Genomic DNA, 17,564 nt, shown 5'->3' with positions numbered 1-17,564 from the left:
AATCGCCGCGCCGAGGACCGACGAAGAATCCCACCTGCGGAGCGTTTCGCCGGACGGCGCCCTCGGTCATGATCGGCGGCAAGACGGACCGGACAGGCCGCGAAGGGGAAACGAGATGGCGTCCCGCCAGAAGGTGCTGGTGCTCTACCTGGCCAATTCGGCGCTGGATGCGCCGGTCGTGGCCTGGGCGGAATATGACGGCACGGGCGAAACGCGGCGCATGGCCGGCGACGCCGACCGGCCGCCGTACCCCAGTGGGCTGGAAGCCTTGAAAGATGGCTGGCGGCTTTTCCAAGCCGCGCAGATCCTGCCCCACGCGCGCGGCGCGGAATTCGACCTCGCCTATCTGAAGTACGAGTTCTTCTTCGAGAAGATCGTGGAGACCGCCGGATGACCACACTTCCGTTGCTGGGCGCCCTCGACATGGCGCGCTTCACCGCCCGCGGCTTCCTGCGCTTCGACGCCGCCGTGCCCGACGACATCAACGCCCAGTTCTTGGAGGAGGTCGGCGAGGCGAACTATCCCGCGCCAGGCCAGGGCATGCTGATGACCTATGGCGGGCTCCTGGCCAAAACCCAGATTCCAGAGGTCGCGCCAGGGGCGCCGCTCTCGGGCGTCTATCCGCAGGGCAGCGCGGTGGACCGCCTGCTGGCCCTGCCACTGGTCGCCGGCGCAATCCGCAGCCTGGTCGGCCCCGACCCGATCTTCGACCACCACTTCCTGCACGTCACTTTCCCGCCCGCCTACTACGAGGCCGGCGGCGGCGAGCATGTGTCGCAGCACACCCACCAGGATTCGACGATCGATCCCTCCGAAGGGTTCGACCTGCAGATCATGTACTATCCCCATCAGGTCATCCGCGAGATGGGCGGCACGCGGTTCGTGCCCGGCACACACCTGCGCCGGGTCAGCGAGGTGGCGCTGGGCCGCTATCAGAACATCGCCGGGCAACAGCACGTGGTGTGCAAGGCGGGCGCCCTGCTCTTCCTGCACAACGGCATCTGGCATGGCGGCGGGGTCAACCACTCGGACCGCACGCGCACCATGTTCAAGATCCGCATGAACCCGCGCGCGCCGCAGGTCCGCCAGTGGGACGTTTCGACCCTGCCGGCCGAGCCCGCCAAGCGGCCGATCTTCTTCCGCAAGTCGTTTCCGCCGGAGACGGTGGAGTCGATCCTGATGACGCCCGAGCCCTGGTTCGAGCAGGACACCGGCCGCCTGGAATATGTGAACCGCATCAAGCTCTGGCGCAGGCTGAGCGGCGACCCGGCCTTCGACGCCGACTACTGGCTGACCCGGCTGGAGAATCCGGCCCGGGCCTGAGGCCGCCACGCATCGCCCCTCGAAACAGAACGGGAACATGCTATAGGGCTTGGATGGCCGACGCCGGGTCGCTCCCCGCCGCTCTCCTGCCCCCGCGCTTCGCCGACTGGTTCGCCAAGCGCGGCTGGAGCCCGCGCGCCCATCAGTTGGCGATGATCGAACGCGCCCAGGCCGGCCGCGACGCGCTGCTGATCGCGCCGACCGGCGGCGGCAAGACCCTGGCCGGCTTCCTGCCCAGCCTCATCGACTTGTCGGAGCGGCCGCCGCCCAATGGACCGGCCAGCCTGCACACCCTCTACATCTCGCCCCTGAAGGCGCTGGCGGTCGACGTGGAGCGCAACCTGGGCGCCCCCATCCTGCAGATGGGCCTGCCCATCGTGGCCGAGAGCCGCACCGGCGACACCGGCCTCTCGCGGCGCCAACGCCAGCGGGTGAAGCCGCCGGAGATCCTGCTGACCACGCCGGAGCAGCTCGCCCTGCTCTGCGCCTGGGAAGGCGCGCGGCTCTATTTCGAGGACTTGGAGTGCGTGATCCTCGACGAGATCCACACCCTGCATTCCTCGAAGCGCGGCGACCTGCTGGCGCTGGACCTGGCGCGCCTGGCCCAGTTCGCGCCGCGCATGCGCCGCGTGGGCCTGTCGGCGACGGTCGACGACCCCGAGGTCATCAAGGCCTGGATGGCCGACCACGCGAAAGGCGGGAACGACAGCATCGACCTGGTGCGTGGGCCGGCCGGCGCGGAGCCGGTGGTCGAGGTGCTGCTGTCGGAAGGCCGCGTGCCCTGGGCCGGCCACACCGCGCAGCACGCCATGCAGGAGGTCTATGACGTCATCACCAAGTCCAGGACCGCGCTGGTCTTCGTCAACACCCGCTTCCAGGCCGAGTTCGCCTTCCAGGAGCTCTGGCGGCTGAACGAGGAGGCGCTGCCCATCGCGCTGCACCACGGCAGCCTGGCCGCCGAGCAGCGGCGCAAGGTGGAGGCGGCCATGGCGCGGGGCGAGCTGCGCGCGGTGGTCTGCACCTCGACGCTGGACCTCGGCATCGACTGGGGCGACGTGGACCTGGTGATCCAGCTCGCCTCGCCGAAGGGCGCTTCGCGGATGGTGCAGCGGATCGGCCGCGCCAACCACCGGCTGGACGAACCCTCCCGCGCGCTGTTCGTGCCGGCCAACCGCTTCGAGATGCTGGAGTGCCAGGCGGCGCGCGAGGCCATTGCCGAGAACAAGCTGGACGGCGACCCGCCCAGGGTCGGCGCGCTGGACGTGCTGGCCCAGCACGTCATGGGCTGCGCCTGTTCGGAGCCCTTCGACATGCTCAAGCTCTACGACGAGGTGATTTCCGCCGGCCCTTATCGCGCCCTGCCCTGGGAGGACTTCGAGCAGGTCGTCGATTTCGTCTCGACCGGCGGCTATGCGCTGAAGAGCTACGACCGCTTCCGCCGGATCGTGAAGGGCCAGGATGGGCTCTGGCGGGTGCGCAACCTCGAAACGGCCCAGCGCCATCGCCTCAACGTCGGGGCCATCGTCAGCCCCGCCATGCTGGCCGTGCGCATCGCCACGCGCCGCGGCCAGGGCGGGCGTAAGATTGGCGAGATCGAAGAGGGCATGGTCGAGATGCTGGAGCCCGGCGAGACCTTCGTCTTCGCGGGGCAAGTCTGGCGGCTGGTGGCCGTGACCAACCTCGATGTCCTGGTCTCGCCCGCGCCCGGCGCCGATCCGAAGATGCCCTCCTGGGGCGGCTCGAAGTTCGCGCTCTCCACCTACCTGGCCAAGCGGGTGCGCCAATTGATGTACGACCAGGCGCACTGGAGCGTCCTGCCCACCGACGTGCGCGAGTGGCTGGAGGCGCAGCGGGACCGCTCGCTGATCCCCGACGAAGACGAGATGCTGCTGGAGACCTTCGCCCGCGGCCACCGGCAATTCATGGTCTGCTACCCCTTCGAGGGGCGCCTGGCGCACACCACCCTGGCCATGCTGCTGACGCGGCGGCTGGAGCGGATGGGCCGCGGGCCGCTGGGGTTCGTCTGCAACGACTATGCGCTGGCGGTCTGGGCCATCAAGCCGCTGGAGCAGGTGGATTTCGGAGAGCTGTTCGCGGAAGACATGCTGGGCGACGACCTGGAGGCCTGGCTGGCCGAAAGCTTCATGATGAAGCGCGCGTTCAAGGGCTGTGCGATCATCGCCGGCCTGATCGAGCGCCGTTTCCCGGGCCAGCAGCAGAAGTCGGGGCGGCAGATCACCTTCTCCACCGACCTGATCTACGACACCCTGCGCCGCCACCAGCCGGACCACCTCCTGCTGCGCTGCGCCCGCGACGATGCGGCGACAGGCCTCGTGGACGTGGCGCGCCTGGGGCAGATGCTGGCGCGCATCAAGGGCCGCATCCGCCATTCCCCGCTGGAACATCTGTCGCCGTTCTCGGTGCCGATCCTGCTGGAGATCGGCAAGGAGCGCAGCCCGGGCCATACGGGCGAGACCATGATCCTACATGAAGCGGAGGAAGACCTGATCGCCGAGGCTCTGCAGTGAACGACGTCGCGCCCAGCCCGCGCGCCTTCGCCTACGACTATGCGGTCGCCGGCTGCGGCTCGCTGCGCCTGGCGATTGGCGGGGCGGCGGCGATGCTGCGGGCGTCCGGAGCCTTGTGGCTGGCGGAGGCGCGGGCCCTGGTGGTCGCCGACCTGCACCTGGAGAAGGGCAGTTCCTACGCCGCGCGCGGCCAGATGCTGCCGCCCTACGATACCCGTCAGACCCTCTCCCGGCTGGCGGCGGAGGTCGTGGCCCTGTCGCCGGCCATGGTGATCCTGCTGGGCGACACCTTCCACGACCGCCGCTCCGAAGAGCGGCTGGCGGCGGACGACGCGACGCGGCTGCGCGACCTGGCGCGAGGCCGGACCCTGGTCTGGGTGGTCGGCAACCACGACGCCGACGGGCCGCGCGCCTTGCCCGGGGAGACGGCGGACGAGCTGTCGCTGGCGGGCCTGATCCTGCGCCACGAGCCGCGGGCCGGCGCGCAGCCCGGCGAGGTCAGCGGCCACCTGCATCCCGCCGCCAAGGTGCGCAGCGCCCGGGGCGGCAGCGTGCGCCGCCGCTGCTTCGTCACCGACGCCGAGCGGCTGATCCTGCCGGCCTTCGGCGCCTATGCGGGCGGACTGAACGTCTGCGATCCGGCGTTCGCCGGGCTGTTCGCGCGGCCGCCGCTGGCGGGGGCTTTGGGCTTCGGGCGGGTGCATCCGGTGGGCTGGCGCTCGCTGGCCGAGGACTAGGGAGGACCGGGATGATCAGCGGCGCGCACATGATCCTCTATTCCACGGACGCGGAGGCGGACCGCGCCTTCTTCCGCGACGTGCTTCAGTTCCCGCATGTGGACGTCGGCCACGGCTGGCTGATCTTCGCCCTGCCGCCGTCCGAACTGGCGGTGCATCCGGCGGAGGCGAACGGCGCGCACGAGCTCTATCTGGCCTGCGACGACCTAGCCGCGACGGCCAAGGCGCTGGGGGCCAGGGGCGTGGCTTGCGATCCGTTCGAGGCGCTGAGCTGGGGCCAGCGGACCCGCATCACCCTGCCGGGCGGCGGGCGCCTGGCCATCTACCAGCCGAGGCACGCGCGCGCCTGAGCCGCGTTCAAACGTGGCCGGTCTTCAACGCCTGATCCAGGCAGACGGCGAGGGAGATGCAGGCCCCGGCGGTCAGCGTGGTGGAGAGCCGGGGATAGCGCGACTGCGACCCTGGCACCTGGTGGTCGAACAGCCACTGCAGCAGGAAGGCGCCGATGCAGCCGCCGACGACCCAGGCGTCCGCAACGCGATGGCGTGAGAAGAGGATCGCGAGCGCCACCGCCGGCGACAGCACCGAGATCAGCAGCCGCCCGGCCCGGGGCTTCGGCCGCCCGCTCTCCAGCCCCCAGCGCACGCCGCCGATGAACGCCAGGACGCAGCCCGACCAGTTCATGATGATCGTCAGCGCCGGCCGCGCCACGTCCGGCGGACCCCATCCGTAGGCGATGGCTGTGAGCGGGAACGGGGCGAGACAGGCGAGCGCGATGGCCCAGAGCGCGGGCGGGATGGAGTCGAAACGGGCGGCAGCGGCGTCCGGCTCGTCGGTCACCCGTCAGTCCCTCCGAAACGCCGAAGACGCCGCCCAGCCGGCGCCCAGGGCGAAGGCCATCGCCGCCAGGCCATAGGACCATGGCCTGCGATGCGCCCAAAGGTAAAGCCCGCGCTCGACGCCGACCTTCTCGACTGTCAGCGTCCGGTCCTTTTCCGCCACCGGCTGGCCAGCCTGGAACAGCAGGATGCGCACGGTGTACTGGCCGATCGGCGCCTCGGCCGGCAGCGGGATCTCGGCGCGGAACAGGCCCTTGTCGACGAAACGGACGCCGTGCTCGTCCACGTCATAGAGATGCTCGGCCGTCTTCAGCCGCACCACCGCGCGCCGCCAGTCGAGGTAGTCGGCGCCCAGGCGGCTCACCACCACGTCGCGCACGCCATAGCGGGTCTCGGTGGTCTGCTCGGCCGGGGCGTTCATCGCCAGGTGGTCGACGCCCGCCTCCAGCCGCCGCAGCTCGCCGAAGCGGGCGATGTCGTCCAGCGGCCTGGTGGAGGCGGCGATGTAGAAGCCCGGCGCGCCCTGGAAGACCACCGGGCGGCTGTTGATCCAGACTCCGGCGACGCGGCTCTTGCGGGCGATGCGCACCGGCTGGTCGGGGCCGCGCACGATCACCACCACATCGCTCGGCCGCGACAGGGGATCGAACACCGCGCCGTAGAGCACGATCCGGTCACCGCGGAAGTCGGAGTTCACCCGCACATTGGTCTCGGTGAGCGCGGCGGACACCGCCGGCGCGTGCGGCGCGGGCGTCATGGCCGGCGGCAGGCTCGCCGGCATCAGCCGTTACCCGACATCAGCACGAAGGGCTCGTGCGGCGTGAAGAAGAGGCCAAGCCCCATGCGCAGGCCGACCAGCAGGACCAGCAGCGCCAGCAGCGCCCGCAGCTCCTCGGCGCGGAAGCGGGCCGAGGCGCGCGCGCCGAACTGGGCGCCCAGCACGCCGCCCAGCAGCAGGAGCGCGGCCAGGACGATGTCCACCGTCTGGTTGCGCCCGGCCTGCAGCACCCCGGTCAGCGCCGTGGTGATGATGATCTGGAAGAGGCTGGTGCCGACCACCACGCTGGCCGGCATGCGCAGCAGATAGACCATGGCCGGCACCAGCACGAAGCCGCCGCCCACGCCCATGATCGCCGACAGGACGCCCACGAAGGCGCCCAGAAGCAGCGGCGGGATCACACTGATGTAGAGCCGCGAGCGCGGGAAGCGCAGCTTCAGCGGCAGGCCGTAGAGCCAGGGCGGCCGGCGCTCCCGGCGCGGCGGCTCAGGCGCGTTGCGGCGGCGGCGCAGGATCGCCCCCGCCGACTCCCAGAACATCAGCCCGCCGATGATCCCCAGGAAAACCAGGTAGGACAGCGCCACCACCAGGTCGGCCTGGCCCAGCAGCCTGAGCCAGCGGAAGGCCTCGACGCCCGCCACCGAGCCCACCGCCCCGCCCGCCGCCAGAACGCCGCCCATGCGGAAGTCCACCGAGCGCTTGCGGCTGTAGGAGATGACGCTCGACATGGACGAGGCGGCGACGTGGTTCGACATCGAGGCCACGGCCACAGCCGGCGGGATACCCAGGAACACCAGGATCGGTGTCATCAGGAAGCCGCCGCCGATGCCGAACAGGCCGGAGATGAAGCCGACCAGGGCGCCCAGCGCCACCAGCAGGGGTGCGTTCACGGACACCTCGGCGATGGGCAGGTAGATGTCCAAGCGTCGCGTCCTCTAGGTGAGGCCGGCCGGCGGGCGCCTCAACGGTCGAAGACGGAAAGCCGGGCCACCGTCGCGGGATCGAGGGCGCCGGTCGCCGCCAGGCCCTGGTCGCGCTGGTAGGCGATGACGGCGAGCTTCAAGTCGTGCGAGTTGGTCCCGTCGGGCTTGCCCTTATAGTAGCCCAGCCGCCCGAGGATCTTCTGGGCCGTGCTCAGCGAGGCCCCCGGGGCCGAGGCGTCCGGCGCCGGCGCGGCGCCCTGCGGACGGAAGGCGGCGGCCTGGCTTTCCGCCTGGGCCAACTGGGCCTGAGGCAGCTTGCCCTCCAGGTCGACGGCGCTGGCGCGGGCCTCGCCGTCGCCGGACTCGGCGGCGATGGAGAACCACTTGTAGGCCTGGGCGAGGTCGCGCGGCACGCCGGAGCCCGACTGGTAGAGCAGGCCCAGATTGTACTGCGAATCCACCACCCCGTGCTCGGCGGCGGTCTTGAACCACTGGGCGGCGGCGGCGGCGTCGGCCGGTCCGCCTTCCCCGCGGAAGTAGAAGAGCGCCAGGTTGTGCATGGCGGTGGGATCGCCGGCCTCGGCGGCGCGCATCGTCCAACGGCGGGCCTCGCCCAGGTTTTTGCTCACGTCGGCCTGGCCGGTCTCATAGAGCCGCGCCAGGAACATCTGCGCGGGCGCATAGCCGCCGTCGGCGACCGCCTTCAGCCGGGCGAGCGCGCCGGGCTCCTTCTGGGTCACCGCCTTGGCGATCTTCAGATAGTCGAGATTGGAGGCGTCCGAAGCGGCGGGCGCGGCCGGCGACGGCGCGGTGACGGCGACGGGCGGCGGGAGATCGGCGGCGGCCTCCGCCGGCGCGGGCATCGCCTCCAGCGACGGGCCGACCGGGCCGGGCGTCAGGGCCACGGCGGCGCGCGGGCTGGCCCCGAACGCCAGGGCGTCGTGTTGGGCGCGTTGCGGGCCGGGGCCTTCCATCAACACCACGCCGGCCGCGCCGACGCTCAGGAAGGCCGCGCCGCCGGCCACCATCAGCGCGGTCTGCCAGGTCGAGGGCGGGCGCGCCTTCAGGCTGGCGAACAGGCCGCCGCCGCCCATGGCGCGGGGACGGCGGTCACGGCCATAAAGCAGCTTCGGTCGGGGCGCGGCGGCCGCGGCGGCGCGGGCCGCCGCACGCGCCTGCTCGATGACCTCGCGGGTGGAAGGGCCCACCTCGACCCTCGTCTCACGCTCGGCGTCTTCCTCAGACACCGGCTCATCGGCCGCCGTGGGCGCTTCCAGCGCCTCGGATGCCGGAGCGAGGTGGTGGTGCTCCTCATCCTCTCCCTCGGCGATCGGGGCGTAGCCGCCGGCCGGGGCGAAGGCGTCGACGTGGGCGAAGTCCTCCTCGCTGAAGGCCGGATTGCTGGGATCGAGCGCCGGCAGGGTGACCGGCTCGGCGCGGGAGAAGAGCTCGGCGCCGAACACGCCCGGGGCGGCCGGCAGGTCGTCCTCCGCCGCCTCGGCCTGCGGTTCAGGGCGGACGTCCGCCTGAACCGGGGCCGCCGCGAAGGGCTGGGCCTCCGGCTCGGCGTCCGCAGGGCGCACGCTCAGGCTCTCCACCAGCCTCTGGGTGCGCTCCTCGCTCTGGCGGATGCGTTCGGCCAGGTCGCCGGCGGCGCGTTCGTGGCGCTGCTCGATGCGCTCGGTGACCTTGGCCACCTGCTCGCCGACGTCGTCGATGGCCTGGGCGGCGCGCCGTTCGGACTGGATGATGCGGTCGGTGAGACGTTCGGTGATGCGGCCGATCTCCGAGCCCAGCCGCTCCAGCGCCTCGGCGTGCAGCTGATCGGTGCGGCCGAGCCGGCTTTCCACGGCGCCGGCGATTCGGGCGATCTCGCCGCCCACCTGCTCGATGGCCTCGGCGCTGCGCTGCTCGGCGCTCTGGACACGCCGGTTCAAGGTCTCGGCCATGGTCAGGACTTCGCGGCCGATGGTCTCGATGGCCCGGGCCGAGCGCTGGTCGACGGCGGCCAACTGGCGCTCCACCTCACCCAGGCGCGCCTCCGCCAGGCCAGGGGCGGCGCCCGAGGCGGCCAGACGCTCGGCGATCTCGCCGCGGGCGTCCTCCACCCGCTTGCTGAGTTCGTCGGCCAGCGCGGTCAGCCGCTGGTCGGTGTCGCCGCGCACGCTGCGGTCGGCGGCGTACATCCGCTGGTCGAGCTGCCCCAGGGAGTCGCGCAGGCCTTCGAGCGCGTCGCCAGTGCGGGCCTCGGCCTCCGCCAAACGAGCGCCCAGCCGCGCGACGGCCTCATCGATCACCGCGGCCGGATCCTCGCCGGCCTCGATATGGGCGAGCCGCGCCTCCAGGCCAGCCAGGCCCGACCGCGCCCGCTCCTCGCTCTCCAGCGTCTGGCTGGAGACACGGGCCATGGACTCTTCCAACGCCTTGATCGCCTCGGCCGAGCGCGGGCCGCTAAGCTCGTGCTCGACGCGGCGCATCCGCTCACTGGCGCGGGCCTGTTCGGCGGCCAGCTGTTCGGCGGCGGCATCGAAGCGGGTGGCCACCGCCAGATGCTCGCGCTCGGCGGTCTCGATGCGGGCCATGGCGTGGCGCACGGAGTGCTCGACACCGGAGATCGCCAGGCCCGTGCGTGTCTCCGAGGCCTCGATGCGGTCGGTCAGCCGGTCCAGCGCCGCGGCGATCCGTCCAAGCTCATCCGTCCGTGCCCCCTCCGGCCGGGGCTCTAAAGCCCCGAAGGGCCGGCTGGAGAACGGCGGGCTCGGCATATAGGACGTCGGCGCCTCGATCGCGGCCCGCATGGGGCGCGCGCTGAAATGCTCTTCGGAGGTGATTTCCTCCGGCAGATCATCTTCTAGGATAACTCGGTTAAGCCATTCCCCAAGAGTCATGCCGGAACGCCGGGCAAGCTCCTTGGCGACCTCACGGGCCTTGGGATCGATCCCCTTGACGCTCCAGGGCGCCGCCGCCGTCATCGAATCGCCCCTCCTGGACAGAGGAACGCTACCACCGTGATTTGGGGTGTAAACGAAAGCCTAACGCTAGATGTAGTGGTTCGCGCATCTTGGCTGTGGACGGAATGACCCCGGCGGATACGGACGCATTACATTTGGGGGTGCGCCTGCGCTATCGCGTCGCAGATGGATCTGACGCTTCCCCTCGGCCTCGCGGCCGGCCTTTTCTTGCTGGCGCTGTTCGCCGGCTGGCGCGGATCTCGGCCGCCGAATCCGCATAAGGAGCCGAGGCTCGTGCCCTGGCGGTTCATCATGCTGGCGTCGGCAGCCTGCCTGTTCTTCATCCTGGCCTATATCGGCCAGCAGACCGGAGTGATCGCCGGACCCCGCTAGGCGGAGATGTCGACCTGGGCGCTGAGCGCCAGGCTGGTCTGCACCGTGGTCTGCTGGGTGACGGTGACCTGCACGCTGGACGGGTCAGGCTCGGAGCCGCCGGTGGCGCTCGAGCCGGCCGCCTTGGCGTCGCTGCTCGCGTTCCCGCTCTTCGGCGTGGGCTTGCCCTCGTAGGCGGCCTTGAGCGCGGCGATCCATTCGCGCTGGCTGTCCGCCACCTGCTGCAGGGTGGTCAGCGCCTTGGCGGTCTCGGCATCCTGGGCGGCCTGCCCCGGCGAAGCGCCACCGACCGTCACGCTCACATCGGCCTGGGTGACCGTTTCGACCTCCATCGCCGCGCTAACCGCAACGAGGGCCGAGGCGTCCGGCGTCCGCGCCACAGCGGAGGGCGAATAGGCGGAAAATCCGGCCGAAGCCGCCGATGAAGATCCGACCGAAGATACCGACATGGCGCGCCGTCCCCCTTAGGCGCGGGAGCCTAGGAGATGACCTGATAACCATGGGTTACCTGAGGCCGCTTCGGACGCCCGCAACCTTGCCGAAGGCCGCCGACTGCTGACACGGTTCACATCCGGCGGCCGCGACGGTGCGCGGCGGCCGTCAGGAACGCGTGCGGCATGGTGATCATCGACGAGCTGAGGGCGCTGGACCGCGGCCAGCGGGCGGCCTTCCTGGCGAGCTTCCTGGGTTGGGCGCTGGACGCCTTCGACTTCTTCCTGCTGACCTTCGTCATCAAGGACATCGCCGCAGACTTCCATGCGCCGGTCTCAACGGTGAGCGTGGCGCTGACGCTCACGCTCTGCGCGCGGCCGGTGGGGGCGCTGCTGTTCGGCCATCTGGCGGACCGGTACGGACGCCGGCCGGTGCTGATGGCCGACGTGGCGATCTATTCGGTGCTGGCGCTCGCCTCCGCCTTCGCGCCGAACCTGATCGTCCTGCTGATCCTGCGGACCCTGTTCGGCGTGGCCATGGGTGGCGAGTGGGGCATCGGCGCGTCCCTAGCGCTCGAGAGCATTCCTGTAAAAAGCCGCGGCGTGGTCTCCGGCATCCTGCAGGAGGGCTATCCGGTCGGCTATTTCCTGGCCGCCATCGCCAACCTGTTCCTGCCGCAGGTCGGCTGGCGGGTGATGCTGGGCCTGGGCGTCCTGCCGGCCCTGGTGATCCTCTACGTGCGCCGCAATGTCCAGGAGTCGCCGGCTTGGGAGGCGCAGCGCGCCGAGGCCCACGCCACCAGGGGCCCGACCCTCTTGCAGGCGCTGAAGGGCCATTGGCGGCGGCTGGCCTACGTCGTCGTCCTGATGACCTGCTTCAACTTCTTCAGCCACGGGACGCAGGACCTCTACCCGACGTTCCTGCGGGTGCAGCACGGCTTCGCGCCCTGGCTGGTGACCACGCTCACCGTGGTGCTGAACCTGGGCGCGGTTTGCGGCGGCCTGATCTTCGGGGCGCTGTCGGAGAAGATCGGACGACGCCGAGCCATGGTGCTGGGCGCGCTGCTCGCCCTGCCCGTCCTGCCGCTCTGGGCCTTCGGGACCACGCCCCTGATGCTGGGCGCCGGCGCCTTCCTCATCCAGGTCGCGGTGCAAGGGGCCTGGGGCGTGGTGCCGGCGCACCTAAACGAGCTGTCGCCGCCCGACGCCCGCGGCGTCTTCCCCGGCACCGCCTATCAGCTCGGCAACCTGCTGGCCGCCGGCAATGCGGTGATCCAGGCCCGGATCGCCGAGGCCAACGGCAACAACTACGGCCTGGCGCTGGCCATCGTCTGCGGCGTGGTGGCCGTGGTGCTGGCGGCGGTGACCTGGTTCGGTCCGGAGGCCAAGGGCGCGGCCTTCGTCAGCGACGCGCCGCAGCCTTGAGGCCCGGCCTGAGCCGCCGCCTTACCGCGAATTCATTGGACTTCACCCCGGCCGGCCTCGACTTTCCAGCCCGAGGCGACGATGGGCCAGGGGTTCTCGAGATCATGAAACGCGTAGTCATCTTGGCCGCCGTGGGCGCGTCGGCGCTGGCGATGTCGGCCTGCGCCACGCGGGGAACTATGAAGGATTCGAGCCCTCGTCGATCGGCGCGGGCCCGATGAAGACGCCGGTGGCGCTGATCTGCCCGGACCGCGAGGGCGCGCTGACCCGCACCGCTCAGGCCGGCGATGGACGGAGCTGCGACTATCAGGGCTCCGATGGCGAGACGGTGCGCCTCAAGCTCCTGGACCTCGACGGGCGCTCCGCCACCGAGGCGCTCGCGCCCGACCAGGCAGAGCTGCGCACCCTGCTGCCGCTCCCCTTCAAGCCGGTCCCGGCGATCTCCAAGCTGGACGAAGGCGAGCGGACCGACGTCGATCTGCCGTTCTTCCACGTGCACACGCTCAACGACCGCTCGGACGTGAAGATCTTCGGCGTCTCGGTCCACGACGACGGCAAGAACACCGAGGTCAGCGTCAAGAAGGGCGGCAAGCACACGATCGTCCACGCGACCCCGGCCGGCGCCGAGGTCGTCGCCGAGGACGTGGGCCGCACCAACGCCGAGCTGGTCTATGTGCTGGCCAGCGACCGGCGCGGGCCGGGCGGCTGGCGCGCGGTGGGCTATGTGGCCAAGGGGCCGACCGCGGGGCCGTTGGTGGTCGGCGAATTCCGCGCGCTCGACCGCAGCGAAGGCGATCGCCACCGCCATGGCGACAACGGCGACCTCGACCACCTGATCGACCGCAACCTGAAGAGCTAGGCGGTCTCCGCCGGCTGCGGCGCCGTCGGTTCAGGCGCTTCCCTCGACGCCTCGTCGGCCTTCTTCGGGCGCTTGGAGAGGCCCGAGACGCCGCCGCTCGAGAGCAGGCCGACGTCGGCCATCAGCCAGGGGATCGACCACTTGTGCGGGGCGGCGCAATAGCGCGGCTGCCAGAGCGGGTCGTACTTGTCCTTGTACCGGCGCACGCCCTGGAAGTTGTAGATCTCCTCGCCCCGCTCGAAGAGCAGGCGGCCCACCCGCGACATGATCGGCGCCAGCGGCCGGTCGTCGAGGCCGGCCAGCGGCGCGATGCCGAACTCGAAGGCCTCGTAGCCCTCGAGCCGACCCCACTCGATCAGCTCCACGAACAGGAAGTCCATGATGTTGTTCGGCGCGACGTCGGCGTAGCGCATCAGGTCCATGGAAAAGGCGCTGCGGCTGGCCGTGGTCCAGAGCGTCGCGAAGGCCATCACCTCGCCGCCCATGCGCACCACGGCGATCGGGAACTCCTGCACATAGCGCGGCCAGAAGCCGCCCATGGAAAAGCCCTTCTCGCCGCCCGCATGGTGCGACAGCCATTCGTCGGAGATCGCCTGCAGGGCCGGCATCAGGGCGGCGACCGCCTCGCCCTCAATCACCTCGAAGGTCGCGCCGGCCTCCTTCAGCTTGCGCGCCGCGCGCCGCGCGGTGCCGCGCTTGCGGCCCTCCATGGAGAAGGTCTCCAGCGGCACGGCGGCGGTCTCGCCCACCTTCTGGATAGCGAAGCCCAGCTCGACGATCTCCGGCAGGTCCTCGGCGTTGAGGCCATGCACGCCCGGCCGCGCGGCATGGCTGTCGGCCAGCTCGCGGAAGCGCCAGAGCAGCTCCTGCCGCTCGTCCCGCCGGCCCACCGGCGCGCCCAGCGCGACCCAGGCGCGGCCGCGCACCCCGAACATCAGGAAGCTCTCGCCCGAGGCCGAGAACAGGAAGCGCTTGTCCCCCAGCAGCGCCAGGTTGGAGCCGGGCTCGGCGATCTCGGCCTTGGCCAGGATGGAACGCACCTGCTCGAAATCGGGGTCGGTCTCGCCGACCACCGGCGGGGTCGCCGCCGAGACGAACAGGCGCCACAGCCCGAAGGCCAGCAGCACGATGGCCGCGCCCGCCCAGGCGCGCACCGCCCGCTCGGCGTCGGCGTCGGCCATCACCCGCCACCAGGGCCGGTCGGCGTAGTCAGAATGCTGGAACGACCAGAGGCCCAGGAGGCCCGCGCCCACCACCGCGCAGGCCGCGGAGAACAGCCACCCCGGCGTGATCTCCATGCGGCTGAGGCGGGCGTTGCGCGGGAAGGCGCCGTGGAAGGGCGCGATCAGCACCGCCAGCGAAACCAGCGCCGCGGTCTCCTCCCAGTTGAACCCCTTCAGCAGGGCCAGGGTCGCCGAGAGCAGCAACACGCCGATGGTGGCGTACCAGGCGGCGTCCAGCCGCGCGCGCAGGCCGAAGGACAGCAGAACCAGCACCAGGCCCAGCAGGCTGGAGAGGAAGTGCGCGGTCTCGATCAGATAGACCGGGGTGATCTGGATCAGCCGCATGAAGCGGACGGGCTCGGACGGGGTCGCGCCCGAGGCCAGCAGCATCACGCCGGCCGCCAAGGTCAGGATCGCCGCCGTCCAGGGCGCAAAGGCGAAGGCCGCCGGCCGAAGGTCTCTCAGGAAGCGCATCCAGCCCCGTGCGTCCGTTGATGGGTCACGCTCTATAGCCGATTTGCCGGCGTCTTAGCGCTTCAAACGGCTGTTTCGTTGCGCCAGGGGCGGCGCTAAGGTGGCCGCCCATTTCCGCAGTATCCCAAGGGTCCGTCCGCCATGGCCGATTTCGGCGCCACCGACCTCGACGCCTTTCGCGCGGAGGTGCGCGAGTGGCTCGCGGCCAACTATCCGCCGGAGCTGCGCGACGCCGACGCCAAGACCGATCCGGAGGCCGTCTGGGGCGGCCGCGCCTTCGACGGCTCCGCCGATCCGCAGATCGTCTGGCGCGACCGCGTGGCCGCCAAGGGCTGGACCGCGCCCACCTGGCCCACGGCCTACGGCGGCGGCGGGCTCTCGCCGCAGCAGGCTCGGGTGCTCGACCAAGAAATGGCCGCCGGCCGCTACCGCCCGCCCTTGCTCTCCTTCGGCCTGTGGATGCTGGGCCCGGTGCTGCTGGAGTACGCCAACGAGGACCAGAAGCGCGAGCACCTGCCCAGGATCGTTCGCGGCGAGATCCGCTGGTGCCAGGGCTATTCCGAGCCGGGCGCGGGCTCCGACCTCGCCAGCCTCGCCACCAAGTGCGAGGACAAGGGCGACCATTGGCAGATCGACGGCCAGAAGGTGTGGACCAGCTACGCCGATAAGGCCGACTGGTGCTTCTGCCTGGTTCGCACCGATCCGTCGAAGAAGCACGAGGGCATCTCCTTCGTCCTGATCGACATGGCCTCGAAGGGCGTCGAGACCCGGCCGATCCGGCTGATCAGCGGCGAGAGCCCGTTCTGCGAGACCTTCTTCACCGGGGTCGAGATCCCCAAGGGCAATCTGGTCGGCCAGATCAACGGCGGCTGGGAAATCGCCAAGCGCCTCCTGCAATATGAGCGGCAGAACATCTCCGCCGGCTTCGGCGAGGGCGGCACGGCGGGCGGCGCCTCCGGTGACCTGGGCGAGGTGGCCAGGACCTATGTCGGGCTGGAGGAGGGCCGCCTCAGCGACCTGGAGCTGCGCCGGCGGATCACCGAGAACAAGATGAACTTCCAGGCGCTGCGCCAGACCATCGGCCGGATCGCCGCGGAGTCGCGCGCCTCCAACGGCCCCTCGGCTGCGACCTCGATCATCAAATACGCGGCGGCCGAGTTCGCCAAGGAACGCTCCGAGCTGATGGTCGAGGCCATGGGCGGCCAGGGCCTGGGCTGGGCGGGCGAAGGCTTCTCGCCCACCGAGCTGGCGGCGGTCCACGGCTGGCTGCGCACCAAGGCCAATTCGATCGAGGGCGGCACCTCGGAGGTGAACCTGAACGTGATCTCCAAGCGGGTGCTGGGCCTGCCCGATCCGAAATAGACTAACGGCGGCGGCGGCCTATTTCGGCCCTCGCCCGAGCGGTTTCCAAGTTTTCGAAGGCGAGATTTAGATGGCGGATTTTGGCGGTGACACGGAGGCCTTCCGGGCCGAGGTCCGGACGTGGCTGGACGAGAACTTCCCCGAGGCGTTCCGGCGCGACCCGGCGCTGCAGGCGCCGATGGCCGCCGGCCTCGCCGACGACGAGGGCCCCGACTTCAAAGCCTGGAAAAAGGCCGTGGGCGACAAAGGTTGGGGCACGCCCACCTGGCCGAAGGAATACGGCGGCGGCGGTCTATCGCGCGCCGAGGCCCGCATCCTGCACGAGGAGATGGCCAGGGTCGGCGCCCGCAACCCGATCGGCGGCATGGGCGTGATGATGTTCGGCCCGACGCTGATCGAATATGGCTCCGAAGAGTTGAAGCGTCAGCACCTGCCCGGGATCATCAAGGGCGAGGTGCGCTGGTGCCAGGGCTATTCCGAGCCGGGGGCCGGATCCGACCTCGCGGGCCTGCAGACGCGCGCGGAGGACAAGGGCGACCATTGGCTGGTCAACGGGTCCAAGATCTGGACGAGCGGCGCCAATTTCGCCGACCGTTGCTTCTGCCTGGTCCGCACCGACACCTCGAAGAAACACGAGGGCATCAGCTTCCTGCTGATCGACATGACCGCGCCGGGCGTGGAGACGCGGCCGATCCAGCTGATCAACGGCACCTCGCCCTTCTGCGAGACCTTCTTCACCGACGTGAAGGTCCCGAAGGACCAGCTGTGGGGGCCGCTGAACGGCGGCTGGACCATCGCCAAGCGCCTGCTGCAGCACGAGCGGGACAACATCTCGGCCGGCCTCGGCGGCGGTAACATCGGCCAGGCGACGCCGCTGCCCACCGTCATCGAGGCGGCGCGCGACTACGTGGGCGTGAATGAGACCGGCCGGCTGGCCGACGCGGACCTGCGCCGGCGCATCACCGACCATCTGATGGAGGCCCGCGCCTTCCAGCTCACCGTGCGGCGGGCGGCGGACGAGGCGAAGTCGAACCAGGGCCCGAGCGCCGTCACCTCGATCATGAAATACGCCGGCGCCAAGGTCGCCCAGGACCGCAACGAACTGCTGGTCGAGGCCATGGGTCATCAAGGCTTCGGCTGGGAGGGCGACGGCTATTCGACGCCGGAGATCACCGCCTTCCGCACCATGCTGCGGTCCAAGGCCAACTCCATCGAAGGGGGCACGTCGGAGATCAATCTGAACGTGGTCTCCAAGCGCGTCCTGGGCCTGCCCGACCCCAAGTAGGCGGACCTGACTCCAAACCGATCGATTTCCGTG

At 70.7% G+C, this 17,564-nt stretch carries 16 protein-coding genes; 10 read left to right on the top strand and 6 right to left on the bottom strand.

The genetic code is table 11. The features are described 5' to 3' along the window. Positions 1-115 precede the first annotated feature (115 nt). The 5 genes from E8A49_RS01575 to E8A49_RS01555 are packed head-to-tail and all read left to right on the top strand — an operon-like array spanning position 116 to position 4,938. Positions 116-394, top strand: coding sequence for a hypothetical protein (locus E8A49_RS01575; protein WP_293375639.1), 279 nt, complete (start codon positions 116-118; stop codon positions 392-394). Further along, the gene (locus E8A49_RS01570) at positions 391-1,323 is read left to right on the top strand and encodes a phytanoyl-CoA dioxygenase family protein (protein WP_293375637.1); all 933 of its coding nucleotides are present in this window, start codon (positions 391-393) and stop codon (positions 1,321-1,323) included. The genes E8A49_RS01575 and E8A49_RS01570 overlap by 4 nt, the downstream gene beginning before the upstream one ends. A 53-nt stretch (positions 1,324-1,376) precedes the next feature. Continuing rightward, positions 1,377-3,851 carry a ligase-associated DNA damage response DEXH box helicase gene (locus E8A49_RS01565; RefSeq protein ID WP_293375635.1) on the top strand — a complete coding sequence of 825 codons (2,475 nt, stop codon included), beginning with the start codon at positions 1,377-1,379 and terminating at the stop codon, positions 3,849-3,851. Then, on the top strand, positions 3,848-4,588 hold the full coding sequence (gene pdeM, locus E8A49_RS01560; protein ID WP_293375633.1) for a ligase-associated DNA damage response endonuclease PdeM: 741 nt from the start codon (positions 3,848-3,850) through the stop codon (positions 4,586-4,588). The genes E8A49_RS01565 and pdeM overlap by 4 nt, the downstream gene beginning before the upstream one ends. 11 nt (positions 4,589-4,599) lie before the next feature. Next, positions 4,600-4,938 carry a hypothetical protein gene (locus E8A49_RS01555; RefSeq protein WP_293375631.1) on the top strand — a complete coding sequence of 113 codons (339 nt, stop codon included), beginning with the start codon at positions 4,600-4,602 and terminating at the stop codon, positions 4,936-4,938. 7 nt (positions 4,939-4,945) lie between these two features. On the opposite strand, the gene E8A49_RS01550 is transcribed toward E8A49_RS01555, so the two are convergent. The 4 genes from E8A49_RS01550 to E8A49_RS01535 are packed head-to-tail and all read right to left on the bottom strand — an operon-like array spanning position 4,946 to position 9,926. Continuing rightward, entirely contained in the window at positions 4,946-5,428 is a 483-nt protein-coding gene (locus E8A49_RS01550; RefSeq protein ID WP_293375629.1) for a DUF3429 domain-containing protein, read from the bottom strand. A 3-nt stretch (positions 5,429-5,431) separates the two neighbouring features. Beyond that, complete coding sequence (locus E8A49_RS01545) at positions 5,432-6,208, bottom strand: TIGR02186 family protein (RefSeq protein ID WP_293375627.1); 777 nt, start codon at positions 6,206-6,208, stop codon at positions 5,432-5,434. Then, positions 6,208-7,128, bottom strand: a complete 921-nt coding sequence (locus E8A49_RS01540) for a sulfite exporter TauE/SafE family protein (protein WP_293375625.1) — start codon at positions 7,126-7,128, stop codon at positions 6,208-6,210. Before E8A49_RS01540 ends, E8A49_RS01545 begins: the two co-directional genes overlap by 1 nt. Positions 7,129-7,166: 38 nt before the next feature. Further along, on the bottom strand, positions 7,167-9,926 hold the full coding sequence (locus E8A49_RS01535) for a peptidoglycan-binding protein (RefSeq protein WP_293375623.1): 2,760 nt from the start codon (positions 9,924-9,926) through the stop codon (positions 7,167-7,169). A gap of 339 nt (positions 9,927-10,265) precedes the next feature. Here E8A49_RS01535 and E8A49_RS01530 point away from each other — a divergent pair, with 339 nt between their 5' ends. Further along, positions 10,266-10,472 (top strand): hypothetical protein, encoded by a 207-nt coding sequence (locus E8A49_RS01530; protein ID WP_293375621.1) that lies wholly within the window; start codon positions 10,266-10,268, stop codon positions 10,470-10,472. Here E8A49_RS01530 and E8A49_RS01525 read toward each other — a convergent pair. Further along, positions 10,469-10,921 (bottom strand): hypothetical protein, encoded by a 453-nt coding sequence (locus E8A49_RS01525; protein WP_293375619.1) that lies wholly within the window; start codon positions 10,919-10,921, stop codon positions 10,469-10,471. The genes E8A49_RS01530 and E8A49_RS01525 overlap by 4 nt on opposite strands. A 168-nt stretch (positions 10,922-11,089) precedes the next feature. Between E8A49_RS01525 and E8A49_RS01520 the strand changes: the two genes are divergently transcribed. Continuing rightward, a complete protein-coding gene (locus tag E8A49_RS01520) occupies positions 11,090-12,328 on the top strand; it encodes an MFS transporter (RefSeq protein ID WP_293375617.1) in 1,239 nt (412 codons plus the stop codon). A gap of 217 nt (positions 12,329-12,545) precedes the next feature. Then, the gene (locus E8A49_RS01515; protein ID WP_293375615.1) at positions 12,546-13,187 is read left to right on the top strand and encodes a hypothetical protein; all 642 of its coding nucleotides are present in this window, start codon (positions 12,546-12,548) and stop codon (positions 13,185-13,187) included. Here E8A49_RS01515 and E8A49_RS01510 read toward each other — a convergent pair. Continuing rightward, positions 13,184-14,884 carry a bifunctional lysylphosphatidylglycerol flippase/synthetase MprF gene (locus E8A49_RS01510; protein ID WP_293375613.1) on the bottom strand — a complete coding sequence of 567 codons (1,701 nt, stop codon included), beginning with the start codon at positions 14,882-14,884 and terminating at the stop codon, positions 13,184-13,186. The two genes, E8A49_RS01515 and E8A49_RS01510, sit on opposite strands and share 4 nt — an antisense overlap. A 141-nt stretch (positions 14,885-15,025) precedes the next feature. Here E8A49_RS01510 and E8A49_RS01505 point away from each other — a divergent pair, with 141 nt between their 5' ends. Together E8A49_RS01505 and E8A49_RS01500 are read left to right on the top strand one after the other, a co-directional pair. After that, positions 15,026-16,246, top strand: coding sequence for an acyl-CoA dehydrogenase family protein (locus E8A49_RS01505; RefSeq protein WP_293375611.1), 1,221 nt, complete (start codon positions 15,026-15,028; stop codon positions 16,244-16,246). A gap of 70 nt (positions 16,247-16,316) precedes the next feature. Beyond that, a complete protein-coding gene (locus tag E8A49_RS01500) occupies positions 16,317-17,531 on the top strand; it encodes an acyl-CoA dehydrogenase family protein (protein ID WP_293375609.1) in 1,215 nt (404 codons plus the stop codon). The last annotated feature ends 33 nt before the right edge of the window (positions 17,532-17,564 follow it).

This window comes from Phenylobacterium sp., from assembly GCF_004799515.1.
Taxonomy (GTDB): domain Bacteria; phylum Pseudomonadota; class Alphaproteobacteria; order Caulobacterales; family Caulobacteraceae; genus Phenylobacterium.
The sequence above is the reverse complement of the archived record's forward strand: the minus strand, read 5'-3'. Positions and strand labels throughout refer to the sequence as shown.